20 protein-coding genes, 5 tRNA genes and 2 pseudogenes are annotated in these 25935 nt (G+C 72.0%); 6 read left to right on the top strand and 21 right to left on the bottom strand.

What is annotated here, in order from left to right:
- Positions 1–201 precede the first annotated feature (201 nt).
- Entirely contained in the window at positions 202–1290 is a 1089-nt protein-coding gene (locus D476_RS0128495) for a 5'/3'-nucleotidase SurE (protein WP_017627292.1), read from the top strand.
- A gap of 220 nt (positions 1291–1510) precedes the next feature.
- On the opposite strand, the gene D476_RS0128490 is transcribed toward D476_RS0128495, so the two are convergent.
- Genes D476_RS0128490 through D476_RS0128470 form a run of 5 tightly spaced genes read right to left on the bottom strand, consistent with a single transcriptional unit; the run spans position 1511 to position 9179 of the window.
- Positions 1511–2578: a quercetin 2,3-dioxygenase gene (locus D476_RS0128490; RefSeq protein WP_017627291.1), complete on the bottom strand. Its 1068-nt coding sequence runs from the start codon at positions 2576–2578 to the stop codon at positions 1511–1513.
- The gene (locus D476_RS0128485; protein ID WP_017627290.1) at positions 2575–3564 is read right to left on the bottom strand and encodes an alpha/beta hydrolase; all 990 of its coding nucleotides are present in this window, start codon (positions 3562–3564) and stop codon (positions 2575–2577) included. Before D476_RS0128485 ends, D476_RS0128490 begins: the two co-directional genes overlap by 4 nt.
- Positions 3565–3568: 4 nt before the next feature.
- Positions 3569–5356 (bottom strand): glycoside hydrolase family 3 protein, encoded by a 1788-nt coding sequence (locus tag D476_RS34880; protein WP_051061866.1) that lies wholly within the window; start codon positions 5354–5356, stop codon positions 3569–3571.
- Positions 5353–7662: a glycoside hydrolase family 78 protein gene (locus D476_RS34875; RefSeq protein WP_017627288.1), complete on the bottom strand. Its 2310-nt coding sequence runs from the start codon at positions 7660–7662 to the stop codon at positions 5353–5355. Before D476_RS34875 ends, D476_RS34880 begins: the two co-directional genes overlap by 4 nt.
- A 50-nt stretch (positions 7663–7712) precedes the next feature.
- Positions 7713–9179, bottom strand: a complete 1467-nt coding sequence (locus D476_RS0128470) for an MFS transporter (RefSeq protein ID WP_026123940.1) — start codon at positions 9177–9179, stop codon at positions 7713–7715.
- 263 nt (positions 9180–9442) lie between these two features.
- On the opposite strand from D476_RS0128470, the gene D476_RS0128465 reads away from it, so the two are divergent.
- Positions 9443–10072, top strand: a complete 630-nt coding sequence (locus D476_RS0128465) for a TetR/AcrR family transcriptional regulator (protein ID WP_026123939.1) — start codon at positions 9443–9445, stop codon at positions 10070–10072.
- Between the two features lie 70 nt (positions 10073–10142).
- On the opposite strand, the gene D476_RS0128460 is transcribed toward D476_RS0128465, so the two are convergent.
- The 8 genes and pseudogenes from D476_RS0128460 to D476_RS0128425 all read right to left on the bottom strand — a co-directional run bounded on the left by D476_RS0128460 (position 10143) and on the right by D476_RS0128425 (position 17710).
- Positions 10143–11102 (bottom strand): amidohydrolase family protein, encoded by a 960-nt coding sequence (locus D476_RS0128460; protein ID WP_017627285.1) that lies wholly within the window; start codon positions 11100–11102, stop codon positions 10143–10145.
- A gap of 61 nt (positions 11103–11163) precedes the next feature.
- Entirely contained in the window at positions 11164–12519 is a 1356-nt protein-coding gene (locus tag D476_RS34870) for an MFS transporter (protein WP_083939678.1), read from the bottom strand.
- A 474-nt stretch (positions 12520–12993) separates the two neighbouring features.
- Positions 12994–13788: an IclR family transcriptional regulator gene (locus D476_RS0128450; RefSeq protein ID WP_017627283.1), complete on the bottom strand. Its 795-nt coding sequence runs from the start codon at positions 13786–13788 to the stop codon at positions 12994–12996.
- Positions 13789–13923: 135 nt separating this feature from the next.
- A pseudogene (locus D476_RS34865) lies at positions 13924–14726 on the bottom strand (3-keto-5-aminohexanoate cleavage protein).
- Position 14727: 1 nt separating this feature from the next.
- A complete protein-coding gene (locus D476_RS0128440) occupies positions 14728–15075 on the bottom strand; it encodes a beta-D-galactosidase (RefSeq protein ID WP_017627281.1) in 348 nt (115 codons plus the stop codon).
- A 5-nt stretch (positions 15076–15080) separates the two neighbouring features.
- A complete protein-coding gene (locus D476_RS0128435; protein WP_017627280.1) occupies positions 15081–15917 on the bottom strand; it encodes a cyclase family protein in 837 nt (278 codons plus the stop codon).
- A gap of 81 nt (positions 15918–15998) precedes the next feature.
- Positions 15999–16916 carry a 3-hydroxyacyl-CoA dehydrogenase family protein gene (locus D476_RS34860; protein WP_017627279.1) on the bottom strand — a complete coding sequence of 306 codons (918 nt, stop codon included), beginning with the start codon at positions 16914–16916 and terminating at the stop codon, positions 15999–16001.
- Complete coding sequence (locus D476_RS0128425) at positions 16910–17710, bottom strand: SDR family NAD(P)-dependent oxidoreductase (protein WP_017627278.1); 801 nt, start codon at positions 17708–17710, stop codon at positions 16910–16912. The genes D476_RS34860 and D476_RS0128425 overlap by 7 nt, the downstream gene beginning before the upstream one ends.
- A gap of 1406 nt (positions 17711–19116) precedes the next feature.
- On the opposite strand from D476_RS0128425, the pseudogene D476_RS37125 reads away from it, so the two are divergent.
- Both D476_RS37125 and D476_RS39460 read left to right on the top strand, forming a co-directional pair.
- Positions 19117–19852: pseudogene (locus D476_RS37125) on the top strand (IS5 family transposase); the annotation flags it as partial.
- Positions 19812–20165, top strand: coding sequence for a hypothetical protein (locus D476_RS39460; protein ID WP_192826444.1), 354 nt, complete (start codon positions 19812–19814; stop codon positions 20163–20165). The pseudogene D476_RS37125 and the gene D476_RS39460, both read left to right, overlap by 41 nt.
- A 96-nt stretch (positions 20166–20261) precedes the next feature.
- Here the strand turns inward: D476_RS39460 and D476_RS0128415 are convergent.
- The 5 genes from D476_RS0128415 to D476_RS0128395 all read right to left on the bottom strand — a co-directional run bounded on the left by D476_RS0128415 (position 20262) and on the right by D476_RS0128395 (position 21311).
- Positions 20262–20338, bottom strand: a tRNA-Val gene (locus D476_RS0128415).
- Positions 20339–20360: 22 nt separating this feature from the next.
- Positions 20361–20432 (bottom strand) — tRNA-Cys (locus D476_RS0128410).
- 42 nt (positions 20433–20474) lie between these two features.
- Positions 20475–20547: transfer RNA gene (locus D476_RS0128405), tRNA-Gly, on the bottom strand.
- Positions 20548–20608: 61 nt separating this feature from the next.
- Positions 20609–20681, bottom strand: a tRNA-Gly gene (locus tag D476_RS0128400).
- 198 nt (positions 20682–20879) lie between these two features.
- Positions 20880–21311 (bottom strand): roadblock/LC7 domain-containing protein, encoded by a 432-nt coding sequence (locus D476_RS0128395; RefSeq protein WP_017627276.1) that lies wholly within the window; start codon positions 21309–21311, stop codon positions 20880–20882.
- Between the two features lie 425 nt (positions 21312–21736).
- Here D476_RS0128395 and D476_RS0128390 point away from each other — a divergent pair, with 425 nt between their 5' ends.
- A complete protein-coding gene (locus tag D476_RS0128390; protein WP_017627275.1) occupies positions 21737–22579 on the top strand; it encodes an aminotransferase class IV in 843 nt (280 codons plus the stop codon).
- Positions 22580–22792: 213 nt separating this feature from the next.
- Here D476_RS0128390 and D476_RS0128385 read toward each other — a convergent pair whose 3' ends face one another.
- Positions 22793–23212: an SsgA family sporulation/cell division regulator gene (locus D476_RS0128385; protein ID WP_026123938.1), complete on the bottom strand. Its 420-nt coding sequence runs from the start codon at positions 23210–23212 to the stop codon at positions 22793–22795.
- Positions 23213–23655: 443 nt separating this feature from the next.
- Between D476_RS0128385 and D476_RS0128380 the strand changes: the two genes are divergently transcribed.
- Positions 23656–23729, top strand: a tRNA-Val gene (locus D476_RS0128380).
- Between the two features lie 417 nt (positions 23730–24146).
- On the opposite strand, the gene D476_RS0128375 is transcribed toward D476_RS0128380, so the two are convergent.
- Entirely contained in the window at positions 24147–24536 is a 390-nt protein-coding gene (locus D476_RS0128375) for a PGPGW domain-containing protein (RefSeq protein ID WP_239648851.1), read from the bottom strand.
- 178 nt (positions 24537–24714) lie between these two features.
- The gene (locus tag D476_RS0128370) at positions 24715–25881 is read right to left on the bottom strand and encodes an FAD-dependent monooxygenase (protein ID WP_017627272.1); all 1167 of its coding nucleotides are present in this window, start codon (positions 25879–25881) and stop codon (positions 24715–24717) included.
- Between the last annotated feature and the right edge of the window lie 54 nt (positions 25882–25935).

The following is a 25935-nucleotide window of genomic DNA, read 5'->3' as shown; positions in this document are numbered from 1 at the left end:
CCGTGGCTTCGAGGTCCGGGTGGTCGAGGGCCCCGGCCACTGCTCCCACCGCGACGACTTCGACGGCTACATGGCCAGCCTGAAGGGCTGGATCTAACCGGCGGCACGCCCCCCGCCGGGGCGGGCCTTCCGATGAGACGGAGGGCCGCCCCGGCGGGCGCCGCCGATCCCCCAATCCCCCGACGAGAGGGCACTGTGACGATGACGAACCGACGCGCCTCCCGCGCTCGCCCCGGCCTGCGCTGGGCCGCCACCGCCGTGGCGGCGGCACTGGCCCTCGCCGGCTGCAGCGGCGGGGACACCAGCGGCGCCGCCCCCGAGACCGCCGACTTCCCCGCCGCCTCACTGGAGGGCATGCGGGTTCTCCTGGCCAACGACGACTCGGTGCAGGCCGCAGAGGAGGACGGAGCCGACGGTCTCGGCCTGTACGCACTGCGCTCGGCACTGTGCGGGGCCGGTGCGGACGTCGTGACCTTCGGGCCCTGGGGGTACCAGAGCTCGATGAGCAGCGCCATCCACGGCGAGGGGTCGCTGGCCGTGGGCAAGCCGCCGGAGATCCCCGAGCAGTACGCCGGGGACTGCGCCGACGCCCCCAGCGAGGGCGTGGTCTACGGAGTGTGCATGGACGACGGCCCGTGCGAGGAGGGCTCCCCCAGCGCCACCCCGGTGGACTCCGTCTCCTTCGCCCTGGGCCACGGTCTGTCGGAGCTGGTCGGCTGGGACGGCGACCCCGACCTGATGGTCAGCGGCGTCAACTCCGGTCCGAACCTCGCCAGCCAGCTCCTGGTCTCCGGCACGGTGGGGGCGGCGCTGGCCGCGCAGCGCACGGGCGTGCCGGCGGTGGCGGTCAGCGCCGCCATCGACCTCGAGACCGGGGGCGTGCCGCCGGAGACCTACCCGGTCGCGGCGGACTTCGCGGCCGACCTGGTGGCCCGCATGCACGGCGCCGAGCTGCTCACCGCGGACTACGTGGTCAACGTGAACCACCCCGCGGCGGCCGACGGTGCGCCGGTGGGCGACGTGCGCTGGACCGAGGCGGGCGTGGGCACCGTCGTCGGCGTGGAATACGCCGAGGACGGCGGGGCCTACGAGATGCAGCTGCGGGCGTGTGAGCCCGAGGCCGAGGACTGCCGCCCCGAGGAGCGCGAGAACGCCGACGCTGTGGCCACCATGGCCGAGGGCGCGGTGTCGGTGAGCCCGGTGACCAGCGATATCGCCTTCGGGGCAGAGCAGGAGTCCGAGACCGTCGACGAGCTCGGGGACCTGGTGTCCTCCCTGGGCGCTGACTAGCCGCATCCGGAAGAACACCGCGCACAGGCCGGTCGCGGCGCGGCGGAGCACCCTCAGCGGGACCGCCGCCCGCGGTCGGCCCGAGGCGGTTCGGTCGGTGCGTGTGTGCCGTGCTCAGGATGCCGAATGCCCCACCGAATGCCCGACGCGATGGAAGCGGGCCGGGGCCGGGGCCTCTACAGGCCTGTGGCAGCGGCCCGCTGTTCGTCTGTGAGGAAGGTCAGAGTTCCCGTCCGACGCGGCGTTCGGGTGGTGGGCCCACGACCACGACGTCCAGGTCGGCCTGCAGCTGTGGCGACGGTGTGGGGGGTGTGAGCAGTTCGGTGCTCTCCTGCGGGACGTAGTCCTGGGTCGGTCGTCCGACTTCTTCGAAGAACCTCTCGAAGACATCGGGGGTGAGGATGCCGAGCATCTGCGTGTTGTGGGCGTCGAAGGCGAAGGTATGTATGGTGCCGGCCGGTGCGTGGACGAAGTCGCCGCGGGTCAAGAGCAGCTCTTGGCCGTTGACGTGTAGCCAGATCCGTCCCGAGAGGCACAGGAAGTTCTCGGTGTGCTGCTCGTGGAAGTGTCGGACGAAGTACGGGCTGTGGCCGCCCAGGGTGCCGATGGCGAAGTAGCGGTGATCGGTGTTCCGCCCCCGCGTGAGGTAGGTGTTCAGGGCGTTTCCCATCGTCACGCGGTCCCCCTCGCCGGCGCGCAGGAAGTACGGCTCGGCGCCCGGGGGCAGCCGGGTGTCCCATTCCTCGCTCGCCCGGACCTCCTCGTGGTCGGGAAAGGTGATCCCGAACGGAGCGCCGAGGGCCGCGCGCGCCTCGGCGGTGGTGCGGACGGTCGCACGGGGCGGGTGGATATGCCGCTCCACGGGCGTTCCGATCTGGTCGATGTAGGCCAGGGAACCGCCCGGCGCCGCCCAGGTGAGCAACCGCGTCAGGTGGGCCAGCATCCGGTAGGCCACCGGGGTGCCCGCAGGCACGTGGACGGAGTCGCCGGGGACGAGGACACGGCTCTCCCTGCCCAGCCATACCTGCACGCTTCCGTCGATTACCAGGAACGACCGCTGCTGGTCGCGGTGTGCGTGGAAGCCGGTTCGCGCGCCGCGTCCGCCGGTGATGTAGGCGGCGTCGAACAGTCCGCCGGTGTCCTGCGTGCGGGCGATGACGGTCCACAGCTGTCCGTCCACTTCGAGCCGGACGCCTTCGCCGGACGACAGGTAGTAGGGAACGGGCTCGCCCGGCAGTCGGCCGCGGAGAGGTGCCATGCGGTGGATGGATTCCAGATCCGTGTTCATGCTCTTCCCTTCTGTTGAAGGTGGTGGTGGAAGAAACCGCCGATCGTGTCGAACGAGAACGTGGTGCGCTCTCCTGGGGAGCGGTCTACGGGAGTGCTGTCATAACGCGTCGCCGCGGCATGGCGGTCGGACTCCAAGCGGCCGTCGTCCATCAGCTTCGGCCCGTCGACCTCGACGGTTCCGGCCGGGTTGAGGAACCCGTGCCGGTAGCCGTCCACGAGGTAGAGGACACTGTCCACCCCGGTTCCCTGGAGCGCCTCGTGCAGCATCACGCTGTGCTTCGGCCGCACCAGCACGTCGTCGGTGCCGTGCGCGATCAAGAACGGCGGAGCCTCGCCGGTGACGTAGGTCAGCGGGCAGGCCGCCCTGGCCCGCTCGGGCATCTGCGCCGGGTGCCCACCGATCAGGCGCGCCTCGGGTGCATCGGCCCCGGACAGGGACGGGATTCCGTGGCCCGCCTCGGCGACCGCCAGGTGCAGGTCCACCGGCCCGTAACCGTCGCAGACCGCCTGCACCCGGGCGTCCGAGGCGTCGGAGCCGGTTTCACCGGGCAGGGCCGCGCGGTGTCCGCACACCCCGGCCAGGGCGGCGAGGTGCCCGCCCGCTGAGGAGCCCCACAGGCCGATCGCCTCCGGGTCGAGGCCGAACCGGTCGGCCCGCGACCGCAGGAACCGGATCGCGGAACGGACGTCGTGCAGCTGGGCCGGGAAGGTCGCCTGCCCGCTCAGCCGGTACTCGATGCTGGCCATGGCGATCCCGCGTGCGATCAAGGTGCGGCCCGGATCCGGAGCCATGGACCGGTCCCCGGTGAACCAGCCTCCACCGTGCAACCACACCACGACGGGGACGCGTCGCTCGCGCCGCTCGTCCGCGGGCGGGAGCACGAGGTCCATGACGAGCGGGCCGGTCTCGCGCTCGGCGAAGACCACCCCGGCGCAGTGATCGCGTCCGAGCGCCTCCGGGCCGTGGCCGAACGAGTCCGCCATCTGCTCACCGCTCCCTTCGGACGCGCTCTTCGGGCCCGTGCTCGTGCGTCGCCGCGGGGTAGCGCAGGCCGTAACCGAACGGGAAGAGCGGATCCGGGCTCTCCTGGGGGACGTCCGGCCGGCCCGCCTCGACGTCGGCCATCGAGCGGGGCAGCTGGAAGGGCAGCGCTCCCCCCGGTTCGAACCGGCCGGACAGGACATCGAACAGGGCCCGGTCGCCGACGCCGTAGTCGGCGAGCAGCGCGGCGCAGCGGTCGGCGATCTCCGGGATCACCGCGGGGCGCTCCAGGTGCACGACCACCACCGTCGGCACGGTGGCCAGCAGGTCCAGGATTCCGCTGAGCCCGTCCTCATCGAAGTCGAGGCGTCCGGCGTGGAAAAAGGACTCGAAAACGCCGGGGCGGGGCTCGTGCGGCGTCACCAGGCGCACCACCGCGAGCTCGGCGCGGCTCGGATCAGGGGTGATCTCGGCGTACTCGCCCGCCACGGCGGGATCGACGCCCTCGACGTACAACCGAGGACGGCCGCGCAGCGGCAGCACGGCCTCGCGGTTCTTCAAAAGCGTCAGCGAGCACCGCTGCGCGGCTTCCCCGGCCATGCGGAATTCGCTGCGGCCGACGGTCTGCTCCGCGGTGTCAGGATCGACATAGCGGCGGTCGTCGAACAGTCCGAGCCGGAACTTCTCGGCGAGCAGACGGGACACCGAGGTGTCCACGCGGGACTCGTCGAGCCGCCCTGAGCGGACCAGGTCCACGACCAGCTCGGGTCGGGCCTCGCCGCCGAACTGGTCGACGCCCGCCTCCAGCGCCTTCAGGACGCGGTCGGCCGGGCCGAGCTCCTCCACCCCCCAGGCGCGGGCCTGGTGGAGCTCTCCCATGACCGGCTGGTCGGTGATCAGCCCCCAGTCGGTGCAGACGATGCCGTCGAAGCCCAGTTCCCCGCGCAGCAGCCCGGAGATGACGCCCTTGTTGAAGCCGAAGCCGACCTCCTCGTACCCGGCCCCGATCGGCACGCCGTAGTACGGCATCATCTGCGTCGCTCCAGCGGCGATCGCGGCTTTGAAGGGGGCGAGGTGGTGGTCGAAGAAGCCGCCCGGATAGACCTGCTCCTTGCCGTAGGGGAAATGCGGATCCTCCCCGTCCTTCTGCGGCCCGCCGCCGGGGAAGTGCTTGACCATGGCGGCGACGCTGTCCGGCCCCCACGTCCCGCTCGGGCCGCGCAGACCGTCGATGTAGGCGGCGACCAGGCGCCCGGTGAGGTCGGCGTCCTCGCCGAAGGTGCCGGAGATCCGGGCCCAGCGCGGTTCGGTGGCCAGGTCGGCCTGCGGATGGAGGGCCACCCGCAGGCCGACGGCCAGGTATTCGCGGCGCACGGTGTCGGCGTACCGGCGCACCAGGTCCACGTCGCCCATCGCGGCCAGGCCCGGCGTCTCGGGCCACTGGGAGAACGCGCCCGCCGGCATCGCGGCTCCCGGGTTGTCGGTGAACGCGTGCCTGGGGTCGGTGGACAGCGTCACGGGGATGCCCAGCCGGGTGTCGGCGGCCCGTTCCTGCAGGCGGTTGTGCAGCTCCGCCATCCCGCGAGGGCTCCCTGTTCCCAGCACGTTGAAGTGCGACATCAGGTGCTCGTCCATCATCTGCCCGGCCGTGCGTCCGGCGGGCGCGGAACCGGGCTGGGCACCGATCACATGGTGGAACAGCAGCCCTGCCTTCTCCTCCAGGGTCATCCGGGGCAGCAGGTCCGCCAGGCGTTCCCCCACGCCGCGGCTCGGCTCCTGATACGGATGCTTCACGGGTTCTCCTCGTTCTCGTTGTGCCGGACACGGAAGGTGTGAGCGCCCGGCCCGACCTCGGTGGGGGCGGCGCCGGGGAGATCGACCGCGGCCCGGGTGTCCTCCGGCACGGTGACGTCGACGGTGAGCCGCCCCTCATGCAGACGCCAGGCCACTTCGGCCCGGCCGTAGGGCGTCTCGTGTGCGGCCGCCGCCCGGGTCAGGCCTCCGCCGGGCCGCGGCCGCACGAGCAGGCGGCGGTAGCCGGGCGCGGCCGGCGCCAGCCCCGCGACGGTGCGGTGCAGCCAGTCGGCGACCGCGCCCAGCGCGTAGTGGTTGAAGGACGTCATCTCGCCCGGGTTGACCGATCCGTCGGGCAGCAGGCCGTCCCAGCGTTCCCAGACCGTCGTGGCGCCCATGTCGACCTGGTACAGCCACGAGGGGCAGGAGCGTTCGAACAGCAGTCGGTAGGCGGTGTCGACGTGGCCGGTGTCGGTGAGTGCGTCGCACACCGGCGGAGTGCCGAGGAACCCCGTGCCGATCCGGTGGCCTCGGTCGCGCACCAGGGCCGCCAACCGGTCGCCCGCAGCGGTGCGTTCCTTACCGCCGTCGAACAGGCCGAAGCGCAGCGCGAGCGCGTACCCGGTCTGGGTCTCCTCGGTCAGACGACCGCCCCCGCGGTGGAAGCGCGTCCGGAAAGCCGTGCGCACGGCGTCGGCCAGGGCGTGGTAGCGCTGAGCGTCGCGGCATCGGCCGAGGACGCCGGCTGCGCGGGCCAGTAGCCGTGCCGACCGGGCGAAGTAGGCAGTCGCGACCAGCTGCGGGGAGGTCATCGCCTGGCCCGGGGCGTCCGGCGGCGCGGTCGGGTCGAGCCAGTCGCCGAACTGGAGTCCTTCTTCTCCCCATAGGCGACCGGGACCTGCGATGGCGTCGACGGCATCCACCCAGGCGCGCATCGACGGGTACTGGTCGCGCAACACGTCGGCGTCCCCGTATCGCTCGTAGAGCGTCCAGGGCACGGTGACCGCGGCGTCGCACCAGCCGGCCATCGCCGGGTTGCCGGGCGGCATGGGGACCGGGATGTTCAGCGGGATCTCGGGGCTGATCACCGGCGGCACGCCCCGTTCGTCACGGCTCTGGTCGGCGGCGAGGTCACGCAGCCAGGACCGCAGGAAGGCCCGGGTGTCGTAGAGGAACGCCGCGGTCGGCGCGAAGACGGCGACGTCGCCGGTCCAGCCGAGGCGCTCGTCGCGCTGCGGGCAGTCGGTGGGGACGTCGAGGAAGTTACCGCGCATCCCCCAGACGACGTTGTCGTGCAGGCGGTTCAGCGACGGGTCCGAGGTCTCGAACCAGCCGATGCGCCGCAGGTCGCTGTGCACGACCACGGCGGAGACGTCGCCGGGGGCCACCTCACCTGGCCAGTCGTCGATCTCGGCGTATCGGAAGCCGTGGAAGGTGAACCGCGGCTCCCAGGTCTCGCCGTCGGCGTCCCCGCGCAGCGTGTAGCGGTCGGTGGCCGCGGCGCCGCGCAGCGGACGCAGGCACGGCTCGCCGTTCTCGAGCACCTCGGCATGGCGCAGTGTGATGCTGTGCCCGGCCTCGCCGCACGGGCGGATGCGCAGCCTGCCGACCAGGTTCTGCCCGAAGTCCACAATGGTCCGCCCGGCCGGCGAGGTGAACACGGCGACCGGCTCGACCGTCTCGGTCCGCCGCACCGGAGGGCTGTCGGCCTCGAACAACACCGAGGTGTCGAAACCGACGACCTGCGCCGGCTCCCACCGGCCGTCGTCGAAGCCGGGCTCACTCCAGCCGGGCGGCTCCCTGCGGGCGTCGTACTCCTCGCCCTCGTACAGCCCCGCCGCCACCACCGGCCCCTCAGCGGCCTTCCAATCGGCACCGGTCCCGAAGACCCCGGCCGTGCCGTCCCCGTACCGGACGCGCAATTCGGCCAGCAACGCCGTGCGGGAACCGTAGATGTCGCGCCTACCGCCGTTGAAACCCAGTCGGCCGCGGTACCAGCCGTCCGCGAGGTGGGCCCCCCACGCATTGCGGCCCGGCCGGAGCAGTCCCGCCACGTCGAAGACCTGGTACCGGTGCCGGTGGTGGTAGCTCGTCCACCCGGGTGCCAGCACGTGGTCACCGACGACGGCCCCGTTGAGCTCCAGTTCGTACACGCCGAGCGCGGTCACCCTGAGCTCGGCGGCCGTCACCTCGCCCTTCAGGGTGAACTCTGAGCGCAGCAGCGCGGCGGAGCGGCCCGCGTCCTCCCGGATCGGTGGGCCCTCGTGAACGGGCGCGATGGCGCGGGCGGTCCAATCGTGCGACATGACGACCTTTCTCGAGCGGCGGCCGGACGGGGCGGGGGTGGGCACGGCGGTCAGGTGGCGGCGCCGGGCTCTTCGGGGCCCCGGAGGGCGGGGATGAAGAGGGAGACCACGAGAGTCCCCGAGGCGATCAGCGCGCCGCTCCAGAACACCCAGGCGAATCCGGCGTCCCGGTAGAGGGTGGTGCCCTCCACGATGCTGCCGTGACCGGCGAGGACGGCGAAGAAGCCAGCGGTGGCGACCGTGCCGAACAGGCTCGTGAGCAGGTTCAGCATGCCGCTGCCCAGACCCTGCTCGCGCTTGGACACCACCCCCACGACCAGGGCCGGTGCCACCGCGACGACGAGCCCGGCCCCGAGGTGTGCCACGCACGAGGTGGCCACGAGCTCGGCCTCGCCGCCGTGGAAGAAGCCCATGAGGCCGTAGCCCGCCGCCATCACCGACAGACCCGCCCACCAGATCCGCCGGGCATCGATCCGGCGCAGGAGGCGGCTGGCCGCCAGGCCGGTCACGAACATCACGAGGTTCCAGCTCACACCCACGACGGCGTTGTGCTGCGCGCTCCACCCCAGGCCGCCGGACACCCCGGGAATGTGCGGGTAGAGGGCGAGCAGGATCGCCATGGCCGGCATCGTGTAGGCCACGGCCTGTGCGAGCCCGCCGGTGAGCAGGACCAGGGCGACCGGGCGGCGCCGGAGGACCTCCAGGTCCAGGATCGGGTGCAGGCTGCGGCGTTCCACCACCAGGAAGAGCACCACGGCTGCCAGGCCGGCCGCCAGCCAACCGAGGGTCTTCCCGCTCGCCCAGCCCCAGGCCTGGCCCTGGCCGACCGCGAACACCACGGCGCTCAGGCCTCCGCCCAGGGTCAGCCCGCCCAGCCAGTCGAATCCGGGGCGCGCGTCGTGCCTCGGGGTCGGCGGGACCAGGACGGCGATGAGCACGAAGGCGACGGCCGTGGCCCCGGCGAGGAACCACATCGCTCCCTCATAGCCCCAGTTGTCGACAAGCCAACCGGCCAGGAAGGGCGCGGCCAGTGCGACCAGGCCGACGCTGCTGCCCAGGATGCCGCTGGCGGGTTTGACGAGTCGGCGGGGGAAGACGTCGCGCACCGCGGGGAAGGCGAGTGCGGCGAACGGGCCGTAGCAGCCGCCGATCGCCCGGCCCAGCAGGAGCAGCGGGAAGCTGCCTGCAGTGGCGGCGATGACGTCGCCGATCACCCCGAGGCCCGTCATGACGAGCATGACCGGCTTCCGGCCGTACTTGTCGCCGAGCTTGATGACGAAGGGCGTCAGCAAGGTGGAGACCAGGGTGAACGTGAGGCCGAACCAGGCGACGTGCGCGGTCTGGAAGCTCTGCGCCACGCTGGCCGTGGAATTGGCGCCCAGGATGCCCGCGGCCGCCAGTAGTTGGGTGGGCCAGGCCAGTGCCACTAGCACCGCCACCAGCCGGGGTGTCCATCTCGGGGCGTCCTCGACCGGGGTCGCGGTCCTCGACTGCGGCTTCGCTGACGTGGGTTCCATGCGGCCGCTCCTTTCGCGCACGGGGGGTGATCAGGAGACGGGGTGATCAGGGGACGGGGGGCAGGAGATCCGCAAGCCGGTCATCACTGCTCGGCATCCACGGTCGGCGTCGGACCGCCGCATCGCGTTCCGACGATGATGAACCCAATACCTAGTGAACACTAGGTATTGGGAAAGTGATTGACATCACATTCCGATGTATCTCTGGAGCGTGCAGCGGGAGGCCCGCCGACCGCAGACGTGCGCCCGGCTAATGTGGCCGCATGGCGAGATCGAGGGGACCGCGCGGCGCCTATGCGACGGGACTGGCCCGGCGCGACCAGATCCTTGAAGCGGCATTGGTGCGCTTCGGCACCGACGGCTATCGGAAGACCTCACTGGCGCAGGTCGCCCGAGAGGCCGGCATCACCGACGCCGGTCTGCTCCACCACTTCCGCGACAAGCAGCAGTTGTTGCTTGCATCCGTGGAGTACTGGCACGCCCGGCTCGACGAGTGGTGGAAGCGCGTGTCGGCCTCGGCCCCCATTCGGCACGCTCTCCGGTGCTACCTGGAGGACGCCGAGGAGACCCTCGAAACGCCGGGCATGATCGAGCTGGCCGTCGTGGTCGGCGCCGAGGCGACCGCCCCTGACCACCCCGCCCACGACTTCTTCAGCGACTGGCAGGAGAAGGGAGTCCGCGAGCTCGCCGACCGGCTTCGCGCCGCGGCCGCCGAAGGCGAACTCAAGCCGGGGCTGGACCACGACGCCATCGCCCGCGAGTGCGCCGCCCTCGTGTCCGGCCTGCAGTGGCACTGGCTCGCCAGCGGACGCCGATTCGACCTCATCGCCATCATGCGCGCACACCTCGACCGGCTCATGCAGGGGATATCCGCCGACGGCCGAGGACTGTGACCGCCCCGCCGGAAGCGGCGGGGGCGTGTCGGCGCAGGACATTGCCGGGGGCGGCGGGCGCGGCGTCGGATCACAGCCCGAGCAGGCGCTCGGCGTTGCGGTGGCAGATCTTCGCGCGGTCGGGCTCGCTGATCGGAGCGGTCTCGATGAACCGGACGGCCTCGTGGTTGCTCTCCAGGGGGTAGTCGGTGGCGAACATGATGCGGTCGGCGCCGAGCGCGAGCAGGCTGCCGAGCAGGGGCGCGTGGGCGCACACTCCGCTCGTGGTGATCACCATGTTGTCGCGCACGTAGTCGGAGGGGCGCGGCTTGGCCAGGCGGATGCCGCGCTGGTCGAGGAATTCCCAGCGGCTGTCCAGGCGCCACAGGAGAGCGGGCAGTCCTTCGCCCATGTGGCCGAGGACGAGGGTGGTGCCGGGGAAGCGGTCGAAGACGCCGCCGAAGAGGATACGCAGGGCGTGGGTGGCGGTCTCCACGCCCCAGCTCCACATGGGACCGATCAGTTCCTCGTGGCCGCGCAGGTTGTGCCACACGTCGTAGGAGTTGGCCGGGTGCAGGTAGATCGGTACGCCGAGGGCCTCGGCGCGTTCCCACACGGGATGGAACTTCGCCGCGTCCAGGTACTCGCCGTGGGTGTGGCCGTTGACCAGCGCTCCGCACAGGCCGAGTTGGGTGACGGCGCGTTCCAGCTCGGCCGCCGCGCCGTCCGGGTCCTGGAGGGCCAGTGCGGCGAAGCCGGAGAAGCGGGTGGGATGCGCGCGAACGATCTCGGCCAGGGCGTCGTTGGCCTGGGCCGCACGCTTGACGGCGAGGGCCCGGTCGAGCTCGGCCTGGATGCCCGGCGCGGTCAGGGACAGCACCTCCATGTCGATGCCGAGTTCGTCCATCTGGGGCAGGCGGACGCCGGTGAAGTCCAGCAGCCGCCGCATGGCGGTCTCCCATCGGGCAGGGTCGAACAGGGCGGCGGCGGGCTCGCTGTAGTGGGCCAGGGCAGCGGTGGTGAAGTGTTCTTCGATCGCGATCTTCTTCATGGGGGGTTCTCCCTCTGGTGCGCGGCCGGGCTTCCGGCGGAGTGGCGATTGGGGATGGGAGTCAGTCGGCCGTGGGGTCCTCGACGGAGCTGAGGGGAGCGGCCGTCCGGCGGGGCGCGCGCTGATCGGCCGTTCGGGTCGGGACGGCGATCGCCGCGGCTGCGCCGACGGCCGCAGCGGCGGCGAAGACGTAGAAGTTCCATTCCAGCCCGAGCCCGGAGTCGAGCACGCGCCCGCCGAGCGCGGGGCCGACGACGGCGCCGACCCGGCCGACGGACAGCGCCCAGCCGACAGCCGACACACGCAGGTCCGGCGGCATGCGATCGATCAGGTAGGCGTTGACGAGCGCCTGGCAGGCCAGCAGCCCGAACCCGCACACGAGCAGGCACAGGTACAGCACCCAGGCGGGCGGGCTCTGGCCCATCACGACCAGGCCGGCAGCGCCGGAGAGGAAGGCGCCGGCCACGACGCGCTTGGGGCCGAACCGGTCGGCGAGCAGACCGCCGGGGACCAGGCCCACGCCGGCACCGATCCACGACAGGGACGCCATGGTCAATGCCGAGCCGATGGAGAAGCCGCCGGTCTGCATGATGGTCGGCAGCCACGTACTGAAGCCGAAGATCAACAGCAGGCCGCAGAAGGACATCCCCCAGAACAGCAGCGTCGTACCGGCCAGCGGACGGGTGAGCAGCGGACCGAGCCCGAGGAACCGGTGCGCGGGCGCCGTGGCGGCGGGCGGCCGTGGGGCCGGAAGCCCGAATCGGGCGGCGGTCCGGTGGGACTCCTCTGCGCGGCCGGTGCGCAGCAGGAACAACGGGCTCTCGGGCAGCCTCAGGAAGGCCCAGGGCACCACGGTGAGCAGAGCGGCCGCGCCGACGAGGTACAGCACGCGGAAGGACGCCTCCGGCAGCAGCCATGCGCCGAGCAGAGGGGCGCCCAGGGAGCCGGCGCAGGAGCCCGCCATGGTGATGGCGATGTTGCGGGCGCGGACCTTCGGCGCGGACATCTCGCCCACGACGGCCATGAGCGTGGGCAGCACCACGCCCAGGCCGATCCCGGCGAGCAGGCGGGATGCGGCGAACACGCCGGGCCCGTCGGCCAGGGCGGAGCCGAGCATGCACAGGGAGAAGAAGGAGAGGCCGAACAGGAGCAGTCCGCGGGCACCCAGGCGCCGCCCTGCGGCCCCGGCGATGCCGGCGCCGACCAGCATGCCGAAGGGGACGAGTGATCCTATGTCGCCGGCTTCCCCTGTGGACAGGTCCCAACCGGGCTCGCGCAGCAGGGCGGGCACGGTGGCCCCGTACACGGACAGGTCGTACCCCTCGAACAGCGCGATCATCGCGGCAAGCAGGACGAACAGGCGCGGCTCGGCGGGGTGTGGTCCGGACGGGGGCCGTGGCGACGGTTTCGCTCCCATGGGGGGGTGCCTCCGGGGGATCGGGGAGAGCGTCGGGGTGGCGGAGAGGACGGTGGCCGTGTACGGACATGAGGACACGCCCTCCTCGCGGGGAGCCGGGCGGGTTCACGCGCTTCGCCCGGTGGAATCAGGTGGCCCGGTGCGGTGGGGCTTCCTGCGTCGTCAGGTTCCGGCTCTTGCCAGGAACCCGGTCATGGGGTGGTGCTCCGGAAGCCGCGGTCTGCACGGCCGACAGGGAAGGTGAGGGAAGCCGCAGGGGGCGCGGTGGTGGGTGTGTGGGAGACGAGCGAACGCCCTGGGGCGGCCGTGCGCCGGCCCCGTCCGGTGTGCGCTCCTGGTAGGAGAGGTTCCCGGGTCGGGCGGTCCCGCCGATCTCGGACAGGTCCATCGGACAGGCCCATTGGGATGCTCCTGATATCGGGCCGGGGCGGAGGGGGCGCGGGAGGGACCTGTCCGAGGCGGCGGGTCACGCCGTCACGGTGTCGGCTCCCCGGGGGCCAGGTCTGCGGTGATGCGGTCCCGGGCACGCTGCAAGGCCTCGACGATCGCCTGCTCGCGCCCGGCGAAGCGTTGCGTCGGCGTGGGCACGCTGATGGCTGCGGGGCCCCAGGCCGCGGTTCGAACGGCGACACCGACCGCGGAGATGCCGAGGGTGTGCTCTTCGCTGTCGAAGGCGATACCGGTGTGCCGGACCTCGTCGAGCTCGCGGCGCAGCGCGGAGCGGGTGGTGATGGTGTTCGGGGTTTCGGCGGTGAGCCGGTTCGGGACGGCGGCCTCGAACGCGGCCTCCGGGAGAGCGGCGAGCAGGGCCTTGCCCGGCGCGCAGCAGTGCAGGGGGAAGCCGGCGCCGACCGCACTGACCGCGCGCAGCCGCCGGTCGGCGACGACCTGGTCGACGAAGACCACCTGATGGTCCTCGACGACCGACAGGTCGACGGTCTCCTCAAGCTCGCGGGACAGGTCCTCCAGGTAGGGGCGGAGGTCGACGATCATCGCCGATCGGGCGGAACCGGCCATGCGCGGTATCTCGGGTCCCAGGCGGTACCGCCCGCGGGTGTCGGCCACGGTGACCAGCCCCTCGGCCTCCAGCGCCCCGAGGATGCGATGGACCGTCGACTTGGCGAGGCCGATGCGTTCGACGACCTCCGCCTGTGTCAGGCCGGACGGGGTTGCCTGGAGGAGGCGCAGCACCTCCGCCGCCCGCGCGATCACCTGGATGCCGCCCGCGCCGCCGCGCCCCGGCCTGGCCGGCTCGTCGACCACCGTCATGGATGGGGTCCTTTCTCACGTGGTGCCTCCCGCACAGACTGCCGCATGGCCGCGGTCCGGGCGGTACGGCACCCCGCACCTCCTTCCTCCCTGCCTCCCCCGGCCCCCCGGGAGAGGCGGACTCGGCTTCTGTGCTCAGGTCTCCCGGTCCGGCAGACCGAGGAGCCTTTCGGTCTCCTCGACCCCGGCGAGGGTCAGATCGAGGTCGCGGGCGAGGGCGACCGCCCGGTCGACCAGGGGCCGGTTGCCGGAGGCGAGCTCGCCCTTGCGGAGGTGCAGGGTGTCCTCCAGCCCTGCGCGGGCGTTGCCGCCGAGCGCCAGGCCCATGCCGGTCAGCGGCAGGTTCTGCCGTCCGATCGCGATGACCTGCCAGACCGCCCCCGGCGGCAGCCGGCGGACCATGGTGAGGAGGTTGTCCGCCGTGGCCGCCATGCCGCCGCGGACGCCCAGCACGAGGNGAGCAGCCCCTCCCCCCGCAGCCGCAGGCACGCCTCCAGGTGGCCCGTGTCGTAGATCTCCAGTTCCGGCTTGACGTCCAGCTCGCGCATGCGGGCCGCCAGGCGGCGCACCCCGTCGGGCGGGTTGCGGAACTCGCCCTCGCCGAAGCTCATCGAGCAGGGGTTCAGGGTGGCCATGCGGGGCCGCAGCTCCACCAGCCGCTCGCGCTCCTCGAACGGCACGCTCAGCCCTACTCCCGTGGAGAGCTGGATCAGGATCGGGCAGCGCGTGCCGATCAGGTCCATGGTCCGGCGTGCGGTGTCCAGGTCGGCGGTCGGCCGCTGGTGCTCGTCACGCAGGTGGATGTGGGCGACCGACGCGCCGGACCGGTAGGCGTCGGCGACGGCCGCGGCGATCCCCTCCGGGGAGGTCGGCAGGTGGGGGTTGTCGGCCTTGGTCGCGATCGGCCCCGTGGGGGCCACGGTGATGACGGCGCCCATGTCAGTCCTCCCCGGGCGGCAGCGCGATGGTGACGAGCAGGGTGGCGGGGAGGGGGGAGCGGTTCTCCACCGAGCGGATCTGGCCCTTGGCGAGGTGGACGGAGTCGTGCCTCCGCAGGATCTCCTCGCGGCCGTCGGCGGTGACCACCAGCTCGCCGTCGAGGACGACGTAGACGGTCTCTTCGGGCGCGGGTGAGGGCTCGGCCGCTCCGCCGGGCAGATAGTAGGAAAGGCCGGTGGAGAACCGTTCGGTCGGCCCGGCCTCGTGGCCCTGCAGGCGGAGTGCGCGAACGCCGTGGTGCGCCGGCGGCCGGTAGGCCGGGGCCTGGCGGAGCCGGGTCACGCGCATGGGGCTCATCCGCGCTCGCCCCGCTCGATCCGGTAGGTGCCGGTCGGGTCGACGATGGCGACCAGGCGGACGATGCACCCGTCGCCGCCGGTCCAGCGCCAGGGGAACGCGGCGAAGGTGACGCGTCGGCCGGTGACCGCGTCCAGGTCGCCGCCGACGTTCTCGAAGCCGATGATGCCTTTGGACAGGATGGCGCGGTGGCACGGCTCCCACTCCGGGAAGTCGTCGAGGACCTTCCGGCCGGTCTCGGCCTCGTACTCCTCGCAGGCCCACGGCAGCAGGCCGTTCGGGGCGCCGGGGCCGTGCGGGCCGATGGCGGTGGCCAGCGGGTGGTCCAGAGCCTGGGTGTCGGTCCCCACCGCCTTGACGCCCTTGTCGGCGAACCACTCCCCGGCCTCCTTGTAGAAGCCGGGGGAGTAGGCGTAGTAGTCGCTGTTGTCCCCGTAGGTGTGGTGCCAGCCGGTGTTGACGATCACGATGTCGCCGGGCCGGATCTCCGGCGCGGCCGCCTCCAGGTCGGCGGCGGTGACGACCTCCCACTTCTTCTTGGGGATCGACACGACCACCCCGGTGCCGAAGAAGGAGCTGAGCGGGACCTCGTCGAGGAGCGGAGTGTTCTCCACGACGTGGCCGGGGGCGTCGATGTGTGTGCCCGAGTGCATCACGGTGCTGATCCGCTGCGTCAGCACGCGGGACTTCGACATGCTGTGCAGGCGCTCGATCTTCACGTCCTCGAAATACGGCCAGCACGGGGTTCCGTGCCCCCACGGGTGGGACAGGTCGTAGAACTCCAGGCCGCTTTCGTTGCGGCCGAGGGGCCAGGTGAAGGAGGTGTCGGTCATGGTCGTCCGCCTTTCATGGAGAGGGTGTGCGGATGCGGTCCGGCCCGGCGGGCGGACCCGGGGCCTGTCAGTGCGGCGGTCTCAGTGCGGGTGCCCCGTCGGGCGGCCGTCCGGACCGCCGTCCGGGGTGTCCGGTGCGGTGGCGAGCTGCCGGGCGATGTGTCGGGCGAGCCCTTCTCCTGCCCGTTCGCGGCTGCCGTGGGGCCAGGTGAAAAAGCCGCGGCCGCTTTTCGCCCCCACGTCTCCGGCCGCCACGAGGTCGCGCAGCAGCCGCGAAGGAGCCGGGGAGCGGTCCAGGGCGGGCAGAACCGCCTCGTGGATGGCCAGGGTGAGGTCGAGGCCGACGTAGTCGGCGTTCTCCAGCGGGCCCATCGCGGCCAGCCGGAGGCCGATGGTGTTGCGCACCACGGTCTCGACCGTCTCGGCGGTGCACACTCCGTGTTCGACCAGCGCGACCGCCTCACGCCACAGGGCGTGCTGGAGGCGGTTGCCGACGAACCCCGGCACGTCGCGCTCGACCCGGACCGGCAGCTTGCCGAGGGAGGCCAGCAGGTCCGTGGTGCGCTCCATGGTCTCCTCGCCGGTGTACTCCCCGCGCACCACCTCGACCACGGGGACCAGGTGGGGCGGGTTCCACCAGTGGGTGCCGACCACCCGCTCGGGGCGGGTGGCGCGCTCGGCGATGGCGCTCACGGGCAGCACGGAGGTGTTGCTGGCCAGCAGCGCCTCAGGCAGCAGGCCGTCCAGGCGGGCGAACAGGTCCCGCTTCGCCGGCAGATTCTCGGTGACGGCCTCGATGACGAGGTCGGCCCCGGAGACGGCGGTGGCCAGGTCGGTGCTGCCGTCGACGGGCCGTTCGGAGCCGCGCAGGCCGTCCACTGCGCGGTGCAGGGCGTCGGCGTCGACGTCGTGCAGGCGTACCGGGTGACCGGCACCCGCGAACACACCGGCTATGCCGCGGCCCATGAGGCCGGCTCCGACGACGGCGACGGTCAGCATGCGGTGTACCCCCCATCGAGGTACAGCACCTGTCCGGTGACGAACGAGGAGGCGTCGCTGAGCAGGTACACCAACGCCCCGCCGAAATCCGCGGGCTCGGCGAGACGGCCCAGCGGTATGCGGGCGACCATGGCGTTGCGGGTCTCGGTGGCCTTCTCGTCGTCCTCGTACATCCAGGCGGTCAGCTCCGACCGGAACACGGTGGGGGCCAGGACGTTGACCCGGATCCCCGCGCCGCCCCACTCGGCGGCCAGGCTGCGGCCGAGCAGGTCGACGGCCGCCTTCGACGGGCAGTAGGCGGAGTACCCGGCCGGGTGGCCCAACCGGCCGCGCGTGGACGACACCAGCACCACGCTGCCGCCTCCGCCGCGGCCGAGCATGTGCCGCCCCACCGCCTGGCACATCAGCCATGGACCGCGGACGTTCGCGGCCTGCACGGCGTCGAAGTCCTCGACCCGCATGTCGGTGACGGGGGCGACGTGGTTCATGCCGGAGGCGACGAGCAGGCCGTGCACGTCGCCGTGTTCCTCGACCGCGGCCGACACGATGGCCGCGGCGTCCGCCGGGGTGTCCGGGCGGCGCCGAACGGTGCGGACCCGGCCGGGCCCGTCCAGCTCCGCGGCCAAGGCGTCGAGCTTGTCGCCGCTGCCGCCGGCCAGCGTCAGGCGGCAGCCCATGGCGTGCAGGGTGCGTGCCGCCGCGCTGCCGAGGGAGCCGGTAGCACCGGTGATGATGAGCGAGCGCTCGGCGAGGTCGAAGTCGGTGAGCGGCGAGACAGCGGGAGCAGGTGCCACGAGTACCCCTTGAGTTCCACGATAAGGATCATTCGTCCCGTATAGCGGTCCAATGTAGGGACGGGGGGAAGCGCGGTCAATGGGTCCCATGCGATATACCGCTGGAATCCGAGGTCGGACGGCCGACGGGGTTCTCAGGGCCGGTACCGGGTTGCCCAGGCTGTTCGGCCCCGTCCGGCGCGGTGAGACCATGCGGCTGATCGCCGGGTCCCAGCAGGAGAGCGGATCGGACGGCCTGGTGCAGCGGTCGGCCGAGGAGAGGGGGCCCGAGTGCGACGAGAAGCTGGCCCGATACCGCCGGGAGCTGGAGGCGGGCACCGCCCCGGGGTGGTGTCAGCGTGGATCAGGGAGGTCCAGGACGACCGCTCGCCGGCGCGTGCTCAGATCAGGCCGGCGCCCTCTACACGGGGCTGGACTTTCGGCTGACCTGACCGCCCCGAGAAACGCGAAGTGGAGACCCGAATCGAACCGGACCTCCACGGCATGTGCCAATGGCTGGTGTCCGGGGGAGTCGAACCGTTCCCCCATTTCCTGGCCCGCAACTGATGCGCGAACTCCGGCGTGAGCAGGGCGCGAGCGCTGAGAACGCACCCGATGAGCCCGGCGCAACTGCGAATCCGGTTTCCGCTGAGCAGCATGACCGACCAGGGCAGGGCAACGTCGACCGGCCCCGCCTGCATGTGGTCGAAGCCGTGGACCGCGACACTGAGCCGGCCCGCGCCCTGTCACCGGACCGACCGGGCGCCCCTCGCCTCCAGGTGGGGGCATGGAGGTGGGCCCAGGAGAACCGAGGAGAAGACGGCTCCCTTCCCGCAGGTAGGGAGATCGCCCTCCGCTTCAACCGCAAGGAACGCTGGGGACGCCTGGTCAAGCAGTGGGGACAGGAGGGGCGTTTCGGCCAAGGGGCGAGTACTTCGGCGCCCCGTATCTCCTCGTCTGCGGGTTGATCTTCGGTAGGCGGGTCCTTTCCTCCCATTCGGCTCTCGAGGAACGGCGGGCTGATGTAGCTTCGAACTCTGAATACTCATCGGGCCTGACCTCTCACTCAGCCGGAGTACACCCGCACCCTCCGGGCAAGGAACGGCATGCGTCGCTGGGATCCGCTCAACGAACTGCAGTTGTCGGTGCTGTCGCGGATCGCTGACGGCGACGGCCTCGGTGGTCCGGAGCAAACCGGTTACCGCCTCTCGGTCTACGCGCTGCGCGATCGGGGCCTGGTAACGGCGGGCAAGCGCCACGGCAGGTGGCAAGCGCACATCACGGAGGCAGGGCGTTTTTACCTGGAACACGGGCGCCATCCGGACAAAACGACCGGAAAGGAGTCCACGAAACGAACACCTCCTGGTGGTGCGAAGCAGGCGAGTCCTAAGAGGTCATCTCATTTGGAGTCTCGGTAGCCCGGCCGGGTGTCGATGGCCGAGCGCCTTGTCCCGGACCGACTGCGGGAACTCTTCCAGCGCGTGGTTCCCGATGCGCCCACCCGCCCGCAGGGCGGGGGCCGGCGCAGATACGGCGACCGCGAGGTGCCGGCCGCGATCATCTTCGTGGCCACCACCGGCTGCACCTGGGCCCGGCTCCCGCCGGTCTTCGGCCCTTCGGGCCCCACCGCGCACCGGCGCTTCACCGAGTGGAGCCGCGCCCGCGTCTGGGCCAAGCTGCACCGCGTGGTCCTGGACGAGCTCGGATCGCGCGGTGAGCTGGACTGGTCGCGGTGCGCGATCGGCTCGGTCAACATGCGCGCGGCAAAAGGGGGGCCTGACGGGCCCGAATCCTGTCGACCGCGGCAAGAACGGGTCGAAGATCCACCTGATCACCGAACGGAGCGGTCTGCCCCTATCCGTCGCGATCTCCGGGGCCAGCACCCATGACAGCCGGGCCCATCAACCGCTGGTGCGCCCGATCGCGCCGATCCGCTCCAGGCGCGGGCCCCGCCGCCGCAAACCCGCCGAGCTGCACGGCGATAAAGGCTACGACTACGCCCGCCTGCGCCGATGGCTCAGCCGACACAGCATCGGCCACCGCATCGCCCGCAAGGGCATCGAAACCTCCCAGCGCTTGGGGCGGCACCGGTGGCAGGTCGAGCGGACCATGGCCTGGCTGGGTGGATGCCGAAGACTGCACCGCCGCTACGAGCGCAAGGCCAGCGTGGCTGCGGGGGCCGGTGCTGCCGGGGTTCACCTTCAACGAGGGGCGCCACACCCACCGGACCTGGCTGTCGGAGGACGGGGTGCCCGAGGTGGCCCGCGCGGCTCGGCTGGGGCACCGGATGCCGGGGATGGGCGAGGTGTACGAGCATGTGACCCCGCCGATGAAGAAGAAGGTCCGTGATGTCCTGGAGGAGCGCTGGCGGCAGAGCCTTCAGGCGCTGCAGCCGGGGGAGCGTGAGCGGCTCATGGAGACGGTTCCACGGGTCGGTGAGTACTACCGTGCTCTGGATACAAGAAGGGCCTCGTGATGGTGCCGGAGGAAGATCATCTCCTCTATGGCTCCATCAACGAGGCCACTGACCACTGACCGAGACCGATGAACGGCCTCTGACCTGCAGTGATGCTGGTGGGCGATACAGGATTCGAACCTGTGACCTCTACCGTGTCAAGGTAGCGCTCTAACCAACTGAGCTAACCGCCCGAGTGGAACCCGGTACGTCTAGAGGCGGAGACGGGAATCGAACCCGTGTACAGGGATTTGCAGTCCCTTGCCTAAGCCACTCGGCCACTCCGCCATGAGCCGTGCGGCGTTTCGAGTGCCCCATACGGCTTCTCCGAGCGGACGACGGGATTCGAACCCGCGACCCTCACCTTGGCAAGGTGATGCTCTACCAGCTGAGCCACGTCCGCGTGTCACGTGAGCGGTACCCCGTGCACATGTGTGTTGTCGCGGACCGCCGGGGCGGTCCAGAGCGGACGACGGGATTCGAACCCGCGACCCTCACCTTGGCAAGGTGATGCTCTACCAGCTGAGCCACGTCCGCATCGGAGGGGGTCGGTCCGGCCGGTGTTCCCGCCGGTCCGCCTCGCTGCGATGTGTTGAACTCTAGCGGATATCGGCGCCAGCGCGAAATCGGAATCGGGGAGTGTGGGCCGGGCCTCCCTCGGGGCGGGCGCGCTCGCGTACGCGCGAGCGCGCCGTGGAGCCGTGCCGGTCGCCGTGCGCCGTCACCCCGGCGCCGTCAGCGCTCCGCGCGTGCGGGCGTGCCCGGCATGTCCGGGCGGGGCGGGGCCGACAGGTACTGGCCCACCCGTTCGATCACCTTGTTCATCTCGTAGGCGATCAGCCCCACGTCGCTGTCGGTGTCGGACAGCAGCGCCATGCAGGCGCCCTCACCGGCGGCGGCGACGAACAGGAAGGCCCCGTCCATCTCGATGATGCTCTGCCGGATCTCCCCCGCCTGGAACTGCCGCGCCGCTCCTCCGGCGAGGCTGTGCAGTCCGGATGCGATGGCGGACAGATGCTCGGCGGCGGAACGGTCCAGCCCGCTCGACGCCGCCATCAGCAGGCCGTCGGTGGACAGGACGATGGCGTGCCGTGTTCCTTGCGCGCGGGTGAGCAGGTCGTCCAGCAGCCAGCTCAGTTCGCCAGGGGCGGTGCTCCGTGTGGTCATAACTCTCAAGCTCTGTCGTGGGGTGGGTTCGTGGGCCGTCCGTCCCGGCCCACCGGGCGACGCCCGTGGGTGGGGATCCCCATAAGCGTTGCCCAGATGATAGCCATTCGTAACCCGTGGGGCCGGTTTCCATCGCGATGTCGGAGTGGTGCGCGGTGCCGCGGGAGACGGCGGATACGCCGGTTACCCAGCGGTCACGGTACTGACCGGGGTGCCCCGTGCCGAGGTTCCGGCCAATGCCGGACACGGGGCTTGCGCCTGCCGGGCGGGCGGTCGTAGCCGGGCCCGCCGCGGAGGCGCCGTGTGGGGCTACAGGGGCCGCCGGGAGGGGCCGCCGGGAACGGGGGCCGCCGATCCCGCCCGATCCGGGGCCGTGCGTGGCAGGATCGGCCGCACAGCACATGTCGACATCGGGGGTGGATGCCATGCGGGTGTGGATCGCGGGCGCGGGCTTCGGCCGGGGCGAGGTCCTCGCCGAAGAGGAGGCCAGGATCCCCGCGCTGGACCACGGGATCACCGTGGGGGACGGGGTCTTCGAGACCGTCAAGGGGGTGGCGGGCCGCCCGTTCGCGCTCTCGCGGCACCTGCGCCGGCTCGCCCGGTCGGCGGCCGGCCTCGGGCTGCCCGAACCCGACCTGGAACTGGTCGCCGAGGGGGTCCGCCGCGCGGTCGAGGCCAACGCGGACACCGACCCCTCGCGGATCCGGATCACCATGACCGGGGGCCCGGCGCCGCTCGGTTCGGAGCGGGGCGCCGGGGAGCCGACCTACATCGTGGGGATCGGCCCGTTCCCCCCGATCCCGCCGTCCGTTCCCGTGCAGACGGTGCCCTGGCCCCGCAACGAGAAGGGCGCCCTCGCGGGCCTGAAGACGACCTCCTACGCCGACAACGTGCTGGCGCTGAAGTACGCCCACGACCGCGGCGCCAGTGAGGCGGTCTTCGCCAACACCCGGGGGAACCTGTGCGAGGGCACCGGCAGCAACATGTTCGTGGTGCTGGACGGCCGCCTGGTGACGCCGCCGCTGTCGGCGGGCCCGCTGGCGGGCATCACCCGGGAGCTGGTGCTGGAGTGGGCCGGGGGGCAGGAGGCCGACGTCCCCATGGCCGACCTGGACCGGGTCTCCGAGGCGTTCCTGACCTCCACCGGGCGCGACGTGCAGGCGATCAGCGCCATCGACGGCCGGGACCTGCCCGCCGCCCCGGGCCCGGTCACCCGCAAGGCCATGGACGTCTTCGCCGACCGCTCCGCCGCGGACATGGACCCCTGACCGCGGGGAGGGCGGGATGCGCGAGTGCCGCGGGCCGTGGGCCCGCGGCACTCGTCCGTATTTCGGGGGAATGATTCGCCCCGCGATGTGTTTGTCATGCAATGCCGTGGGTAAACCACCGGCGGCATATGCGTCTCCGGCGCGTCCGGGCGCGCCCGCACTGGCCCGGAACCGCTCCCGTAGGCACCGGGGCGGCGGGCGCGGGCCCAGACGTCAGGAGTAGAGGTGGCGCTCGATCTCGGCGTCGAGGTCGATGTGGCCGCCCTCTTCCCCGGCCGGGACGATCTCGTAGGTGCGGTGCAGGAACTCGGCGAGGGGGGCCACCGGGGCGTCGAACTGCGCCTGGCCGAAGGGCGAGGAGAGCGCGATGTTGACGGTGCGCTCGTCGCCGCCCTTGGAGGGCCACACCTGGACGTCGCCCTCGCCGACGGGGCGCACGATGCCGACCGTCACCAGCTCGCGGGCGAAGATCCACTCGACCGGCTCGTCCTCGCCGGTGTGGAAGGCCACCTTGATCGCGTAGGGGTCGTCGGCGGTGTAGTCCAGCCGCGCGACCAGGGGGACCGAGGTGCGGTCGGGGACCACGAGCCGCAGGCCCAGCTCGGCGCTGGCGGTGGTGCCGCTACTGTTCATGTTCGCCAAACCTTTTCTCGTCCGGCCCCGCGGGGTGCGGGTCCGTAGTGCCGTCTCACCCGCTCCAACGCGGCCGTCCGCGATGTATGACGCGTAACCGCGGGACTTTTTGCCATCGGATCGCCAAGAGATGCCCAAGCGGAGCCTCGCCGACCCTCCGTCACTGTAATGAGCTGCGGAAACCAGGAATTTCCGGATGATCTGTGTGCCGCGTCACGTGCGGGGACGTGTCGGGTGGGCCCCGCCGCCACCGGCCGTTCACATCCCCTTTACCGAAGGGGTTTCACGTTTTGCGCGCCCTTGGAGCGGCCGGGCGGCACCGGTGATGAGACCTCGATCACACCCCGGGCCGCCCTTCTGGGACGCTCGGGTTGCGCGAGCACCCCGTCGGATGCGCTAGAGTTTTCCTTGTTCGCCCCGCCGGACAGGCGGGGAGACACCCGGGGCGATTAGCTCAGTTGGCTAGAGCGCGTCGTTCACACCGACGAGGTCACTGGTTCGAGTCCAGTATCGCCCACTCCGGATCAAGGTCGGCTCCGTTCCCACGGAGTCGGCCTTTTTCGTTGAGGTTTCGGCCTGCCCGCCGGACACCGTGCCGCCGGGACCGCCCCCCGGACGGCGTCGACCGGAGCCCGGGGCGGCCGCCGCGCGCGGGTCCGCCGACGGTTCCTTCCACACGTTCGGACCAGCGTTGGAGCCGAACGGTTCGGCCTCTACCCCGGTGAGGTGCGCAACACGTCTCCTGGGGAGCCAGAGGCGGTCCACGGGCCATTGGGGGCGGATACCCCGCGGAAACATACGGCCCGAATCCCCGAACGCCCCTCCCGGGCGTTGTCGGCCCTCTCCAGGTGTTCGCGGCGCACTCGGGGGAGAACGTCCCCCCGAAGCGCGCATCGGCCGTCCGTGCGCGGTTCTCAGCGGTCTCCGGCAGGGCTCAGCGGCCCTTCCGGGCGCGCCTCTCGCGCCGCTTGCGGTCCGCCTCCATCGCGACCTTCTTGGCGCGGCGCGCCCACATGCGCGCACGGTGCAGCAGCCCCCGCGCCCAGGCGTACTCGGTCGCGAGGATCGCCAGCCCGAGAACGATGCCCGCGGCCCCGGGGCCCGGGGTCACGCTCATGATGATCCCGGCGATGAGCACGGCCCCGCCGACGATGGTCACCAGCGTCCGCCAGGTCACATGGAGGACGGGATGGGCGTGCATGCGCATCCGCCACACGCGCAATCGTGCCCGGAACCGGCGCCAGCGGCGCGTTCGTGCGGGCGAGGGGCGCGATCCCGACGGATCCGGCTGGTCTTCGAGGCCGGTCAGTGGGGTCTTGGGCATGCGCAGAGGATATCGGCCCGATCAAGCCCGGGTATCGGGACGTGACCATGAATCCGATGCTGACCGGCGCGAACACCGTCGCGATTCGGCGTGTCTGGGCCCCTCCGGGGCCGGTACCGGCGAAGGCGCGGCGCCACCCGAACCCCTGCCGCCCCCGGCGCCACACGCGCCCCGCGCCTCACGCTGACGGCGCCTCTTCGCCCGCGTCGTGCCCGTACACCCAGTCCGCGTTCTCCATCTCGACGTCGGCCAGCAGCCGGGGCCGGCCGTCGGGCGCGGCGCCCTCCCGCACCAGCACCTCCATGGAGCTGCGCCCCAGGGCGTGGATGCGGTCCGTACGCGCGCGGCGCGCCGCCGCGTACCGCGACAGCGCCCGACCCGCCGTCAGCGCCGTGGCCCCGCGCAGGCAGCGCGCCAGAACCACCGCGTCCTCCACGGCCTGGTCGGCCCCCTGGGCGAAGAAGGGGAGCATCGGGTGGGCGGCGTCGCCCACCAGGGCCACCCGCCCGCTGGTCCACGCCGGGACGGGGGCATGGTCCTGCAGCCCCCACTCGCCGACCCACTGGGCGGCGGCCACGGTCTCCAGCACCTCCGGCGCCCACCCCTCGAAGGCCCGGTTGAGCACCTCCACGCGCCCGCCCGCCGTCCACGAACCGGGCCCCGGCCCGTGCGCGGGCACCATCGCGTTGAAGCTGACCCGCCACCCCCCGGACACCGGGTACCGGGCGAAGTACCGGTCCGGCCCGATCCACACCCGCACCCCCGGCTCGGCCGTGGCCTCGGGCGCCTCCGACGCGGGCACCAGGCCGCGGTAGACGCTCAGCCCCGAGGGCCGCTGGTGCTCGGGCCGCAGCAGCGCCCGCACCGACGAGTGCACCCCGTCCGCGCCGATCGCCACGTCCCCGTGCACCTGGCGCCCGTCGGCGCAGTGCAGCGCCACCTCATCGCTGTTCTCCAGGATGTCGGTGACGTAGTGCTCGGTGCGCACCGTCCCCTCGGGCACCGCCTCCAGCAGCAGGGCGTGCAGGTCGGAGCGGAGGAGCGTGTAGAAGGGGGCGCCGTAGCGCTTCTCCGCCTCCTCGCCCAGCGCAGTGGTGTGCAGCAGCCGCCCGTCGGTGCCCTCCAGCACCTCCCGCCGGGCCGGGCGGACCGACACCTCGGCCAGCCGCTCGCCCAGGCCCAGCCGCAGCAGCAGCCGCGAGGCGTTGGGGGCCAGCTGCACCCCGGCACCGACCGGCGCGAACCCGCGGGACTGCTCCAGCACCACGCAGCGCCGACCCGAGCGGTGCAGGGCCAGCGCCAGCGCCAGTCCGGCGATGCCCGCCCCCACGATCACGATGCGCACTCCGCGCCCCCCCCTGTTCCTACCGAGTGTCCACCGGTGTCCGGTTTCCACCTC

Origin of the sequence: Nocardiopsis chromatogenes YIM 90109 (assembly GCF_000341185.1) — a bacterium.
Classification (GTDB): Bacteria; Actinomycetota; Actinomycetes; order Streptosporangiales; family Streptosporangiaceae; genus Nocardiopsis_A; species Nocardiopsis_A chromatogenes.
The sequence above is the reverse complement of the archived record's forward strand: the minus strand, read 5'-3'. Positions and strand labels throughout refer to the sequence as shown.

Bases quoted from the DNA above. Each gene is read 5' to 3' on its own strand.
- D476_RS34875 (WP_017627288.1), bottom strand. From the start codon at position 7,662: ATGTCGCACGATTGGACCGCCCGCGCCATCGCGCCCGTTCACGAGGGC.
- D476_RS34860 (WP_017627279.1), bottom strand. From the start codon at position 16,916: ATGCTGACCGTCGCCGTCGTCGGAGCCGGCCTCATGGGCCGCGGCATA.
- D476_RS0128375 (WP_239648851.1), bottom strand. From the start codon at position 24,536: ATGCCCAAGACCCCACTGACCGGCCTCGAAGACCAGCCGGATCCGTCG.
- D476_RS0128465 (WP_026123939.1), top strand. From the start codon at position 9,443: ATGGCGAGATCGAGGGGACCGCGCGGCGCCTATGCGACGGGACTGGCC.
- D476_RS0128495 (WP_017627292.1), top strand. From the start codon at position 202: ATGACGAACCGACGCGCCTCCCGCGCTCGCCCCGGCCTGCGCTGGGCC.
- D476_RS0128490 (WP_017627291.1), bottom strand. From the start codon at position 2,578: ATGAACACGGATCTGGAATCCATCCACCGCATGGCACCTCTCCGCGGC.
- D476_RS0128450 (WP_017627283.1), bottom strand. From the start codon at position 13,788: ATGACGGTGGTCGACGAGCCGGCCAGGCCGGGGCGCGGCGGCGCGGGC.
- D476_RS34870 (WP_083939678.1), bottom strand. From the start codon at position 12,519: ATGGGAGCGAAACCGTCGCCACGGCCCCCGTCCGGACCACACCCCGCC.
- D476_RS0128435 (WP_017627280.1), bottom strand. From the start codon at position 15,917: ATGACCGACACCTCCTTCACCTGGCCCCTCGGCCGCAACGAAAGCGGC.
- D476_RS0128395 (WP_017627276.1), bottom strand. From the start codon at position 21,311: ATGACCACACGGAGCACCGCCCCTGGCGAACTGAGCTGGCTGCTGGAC.
- D476_RS0128460 (WP_017627285.1), bottom strand. From the start codon at position 11,102: ATGAAGAAGATCGCGATCGAAGAACACTTCACCACCGCTGCCCTGGCC.
- D476_RS0128385 (WP_026123938.1), bottom strand. From the start codon at position 23,212: ATGAACAGTAGCGGCACCACCGCCAGCGCCGAGCTGGGCCTGCGGCTC.
- D476_RS0128440 (WP_017627281.1), bottom strand. From the start codon at position 15,075: ATGCGCGTGACCCGGCTCCGCCAGGCCCCGGCCTACCGGCCGCCGGCG.
- D476_RS0128485 (WP_017627290.1), bottom strand. From the start codon at position 3,564: ATGGCGGACTCGTTCGGCCACGGCCCGGAGGCGCTCGGACGCGATCAC.
- D476_RS0128470 (WP_026123940.1), bottom strand. From the start codon at position 9,179: ATGGAACCCACGTCAGCGAAGCCGCAGTCGAGGACCGCGACCCCGGTC.
- D476_RS0128390 (WP_017627275.1), top strand. From the start codon at position 21,737: ATGCGGGTGTGGATCGCGGGCGCGGGCTTCGGCCGGGGCGAGGTCCTC.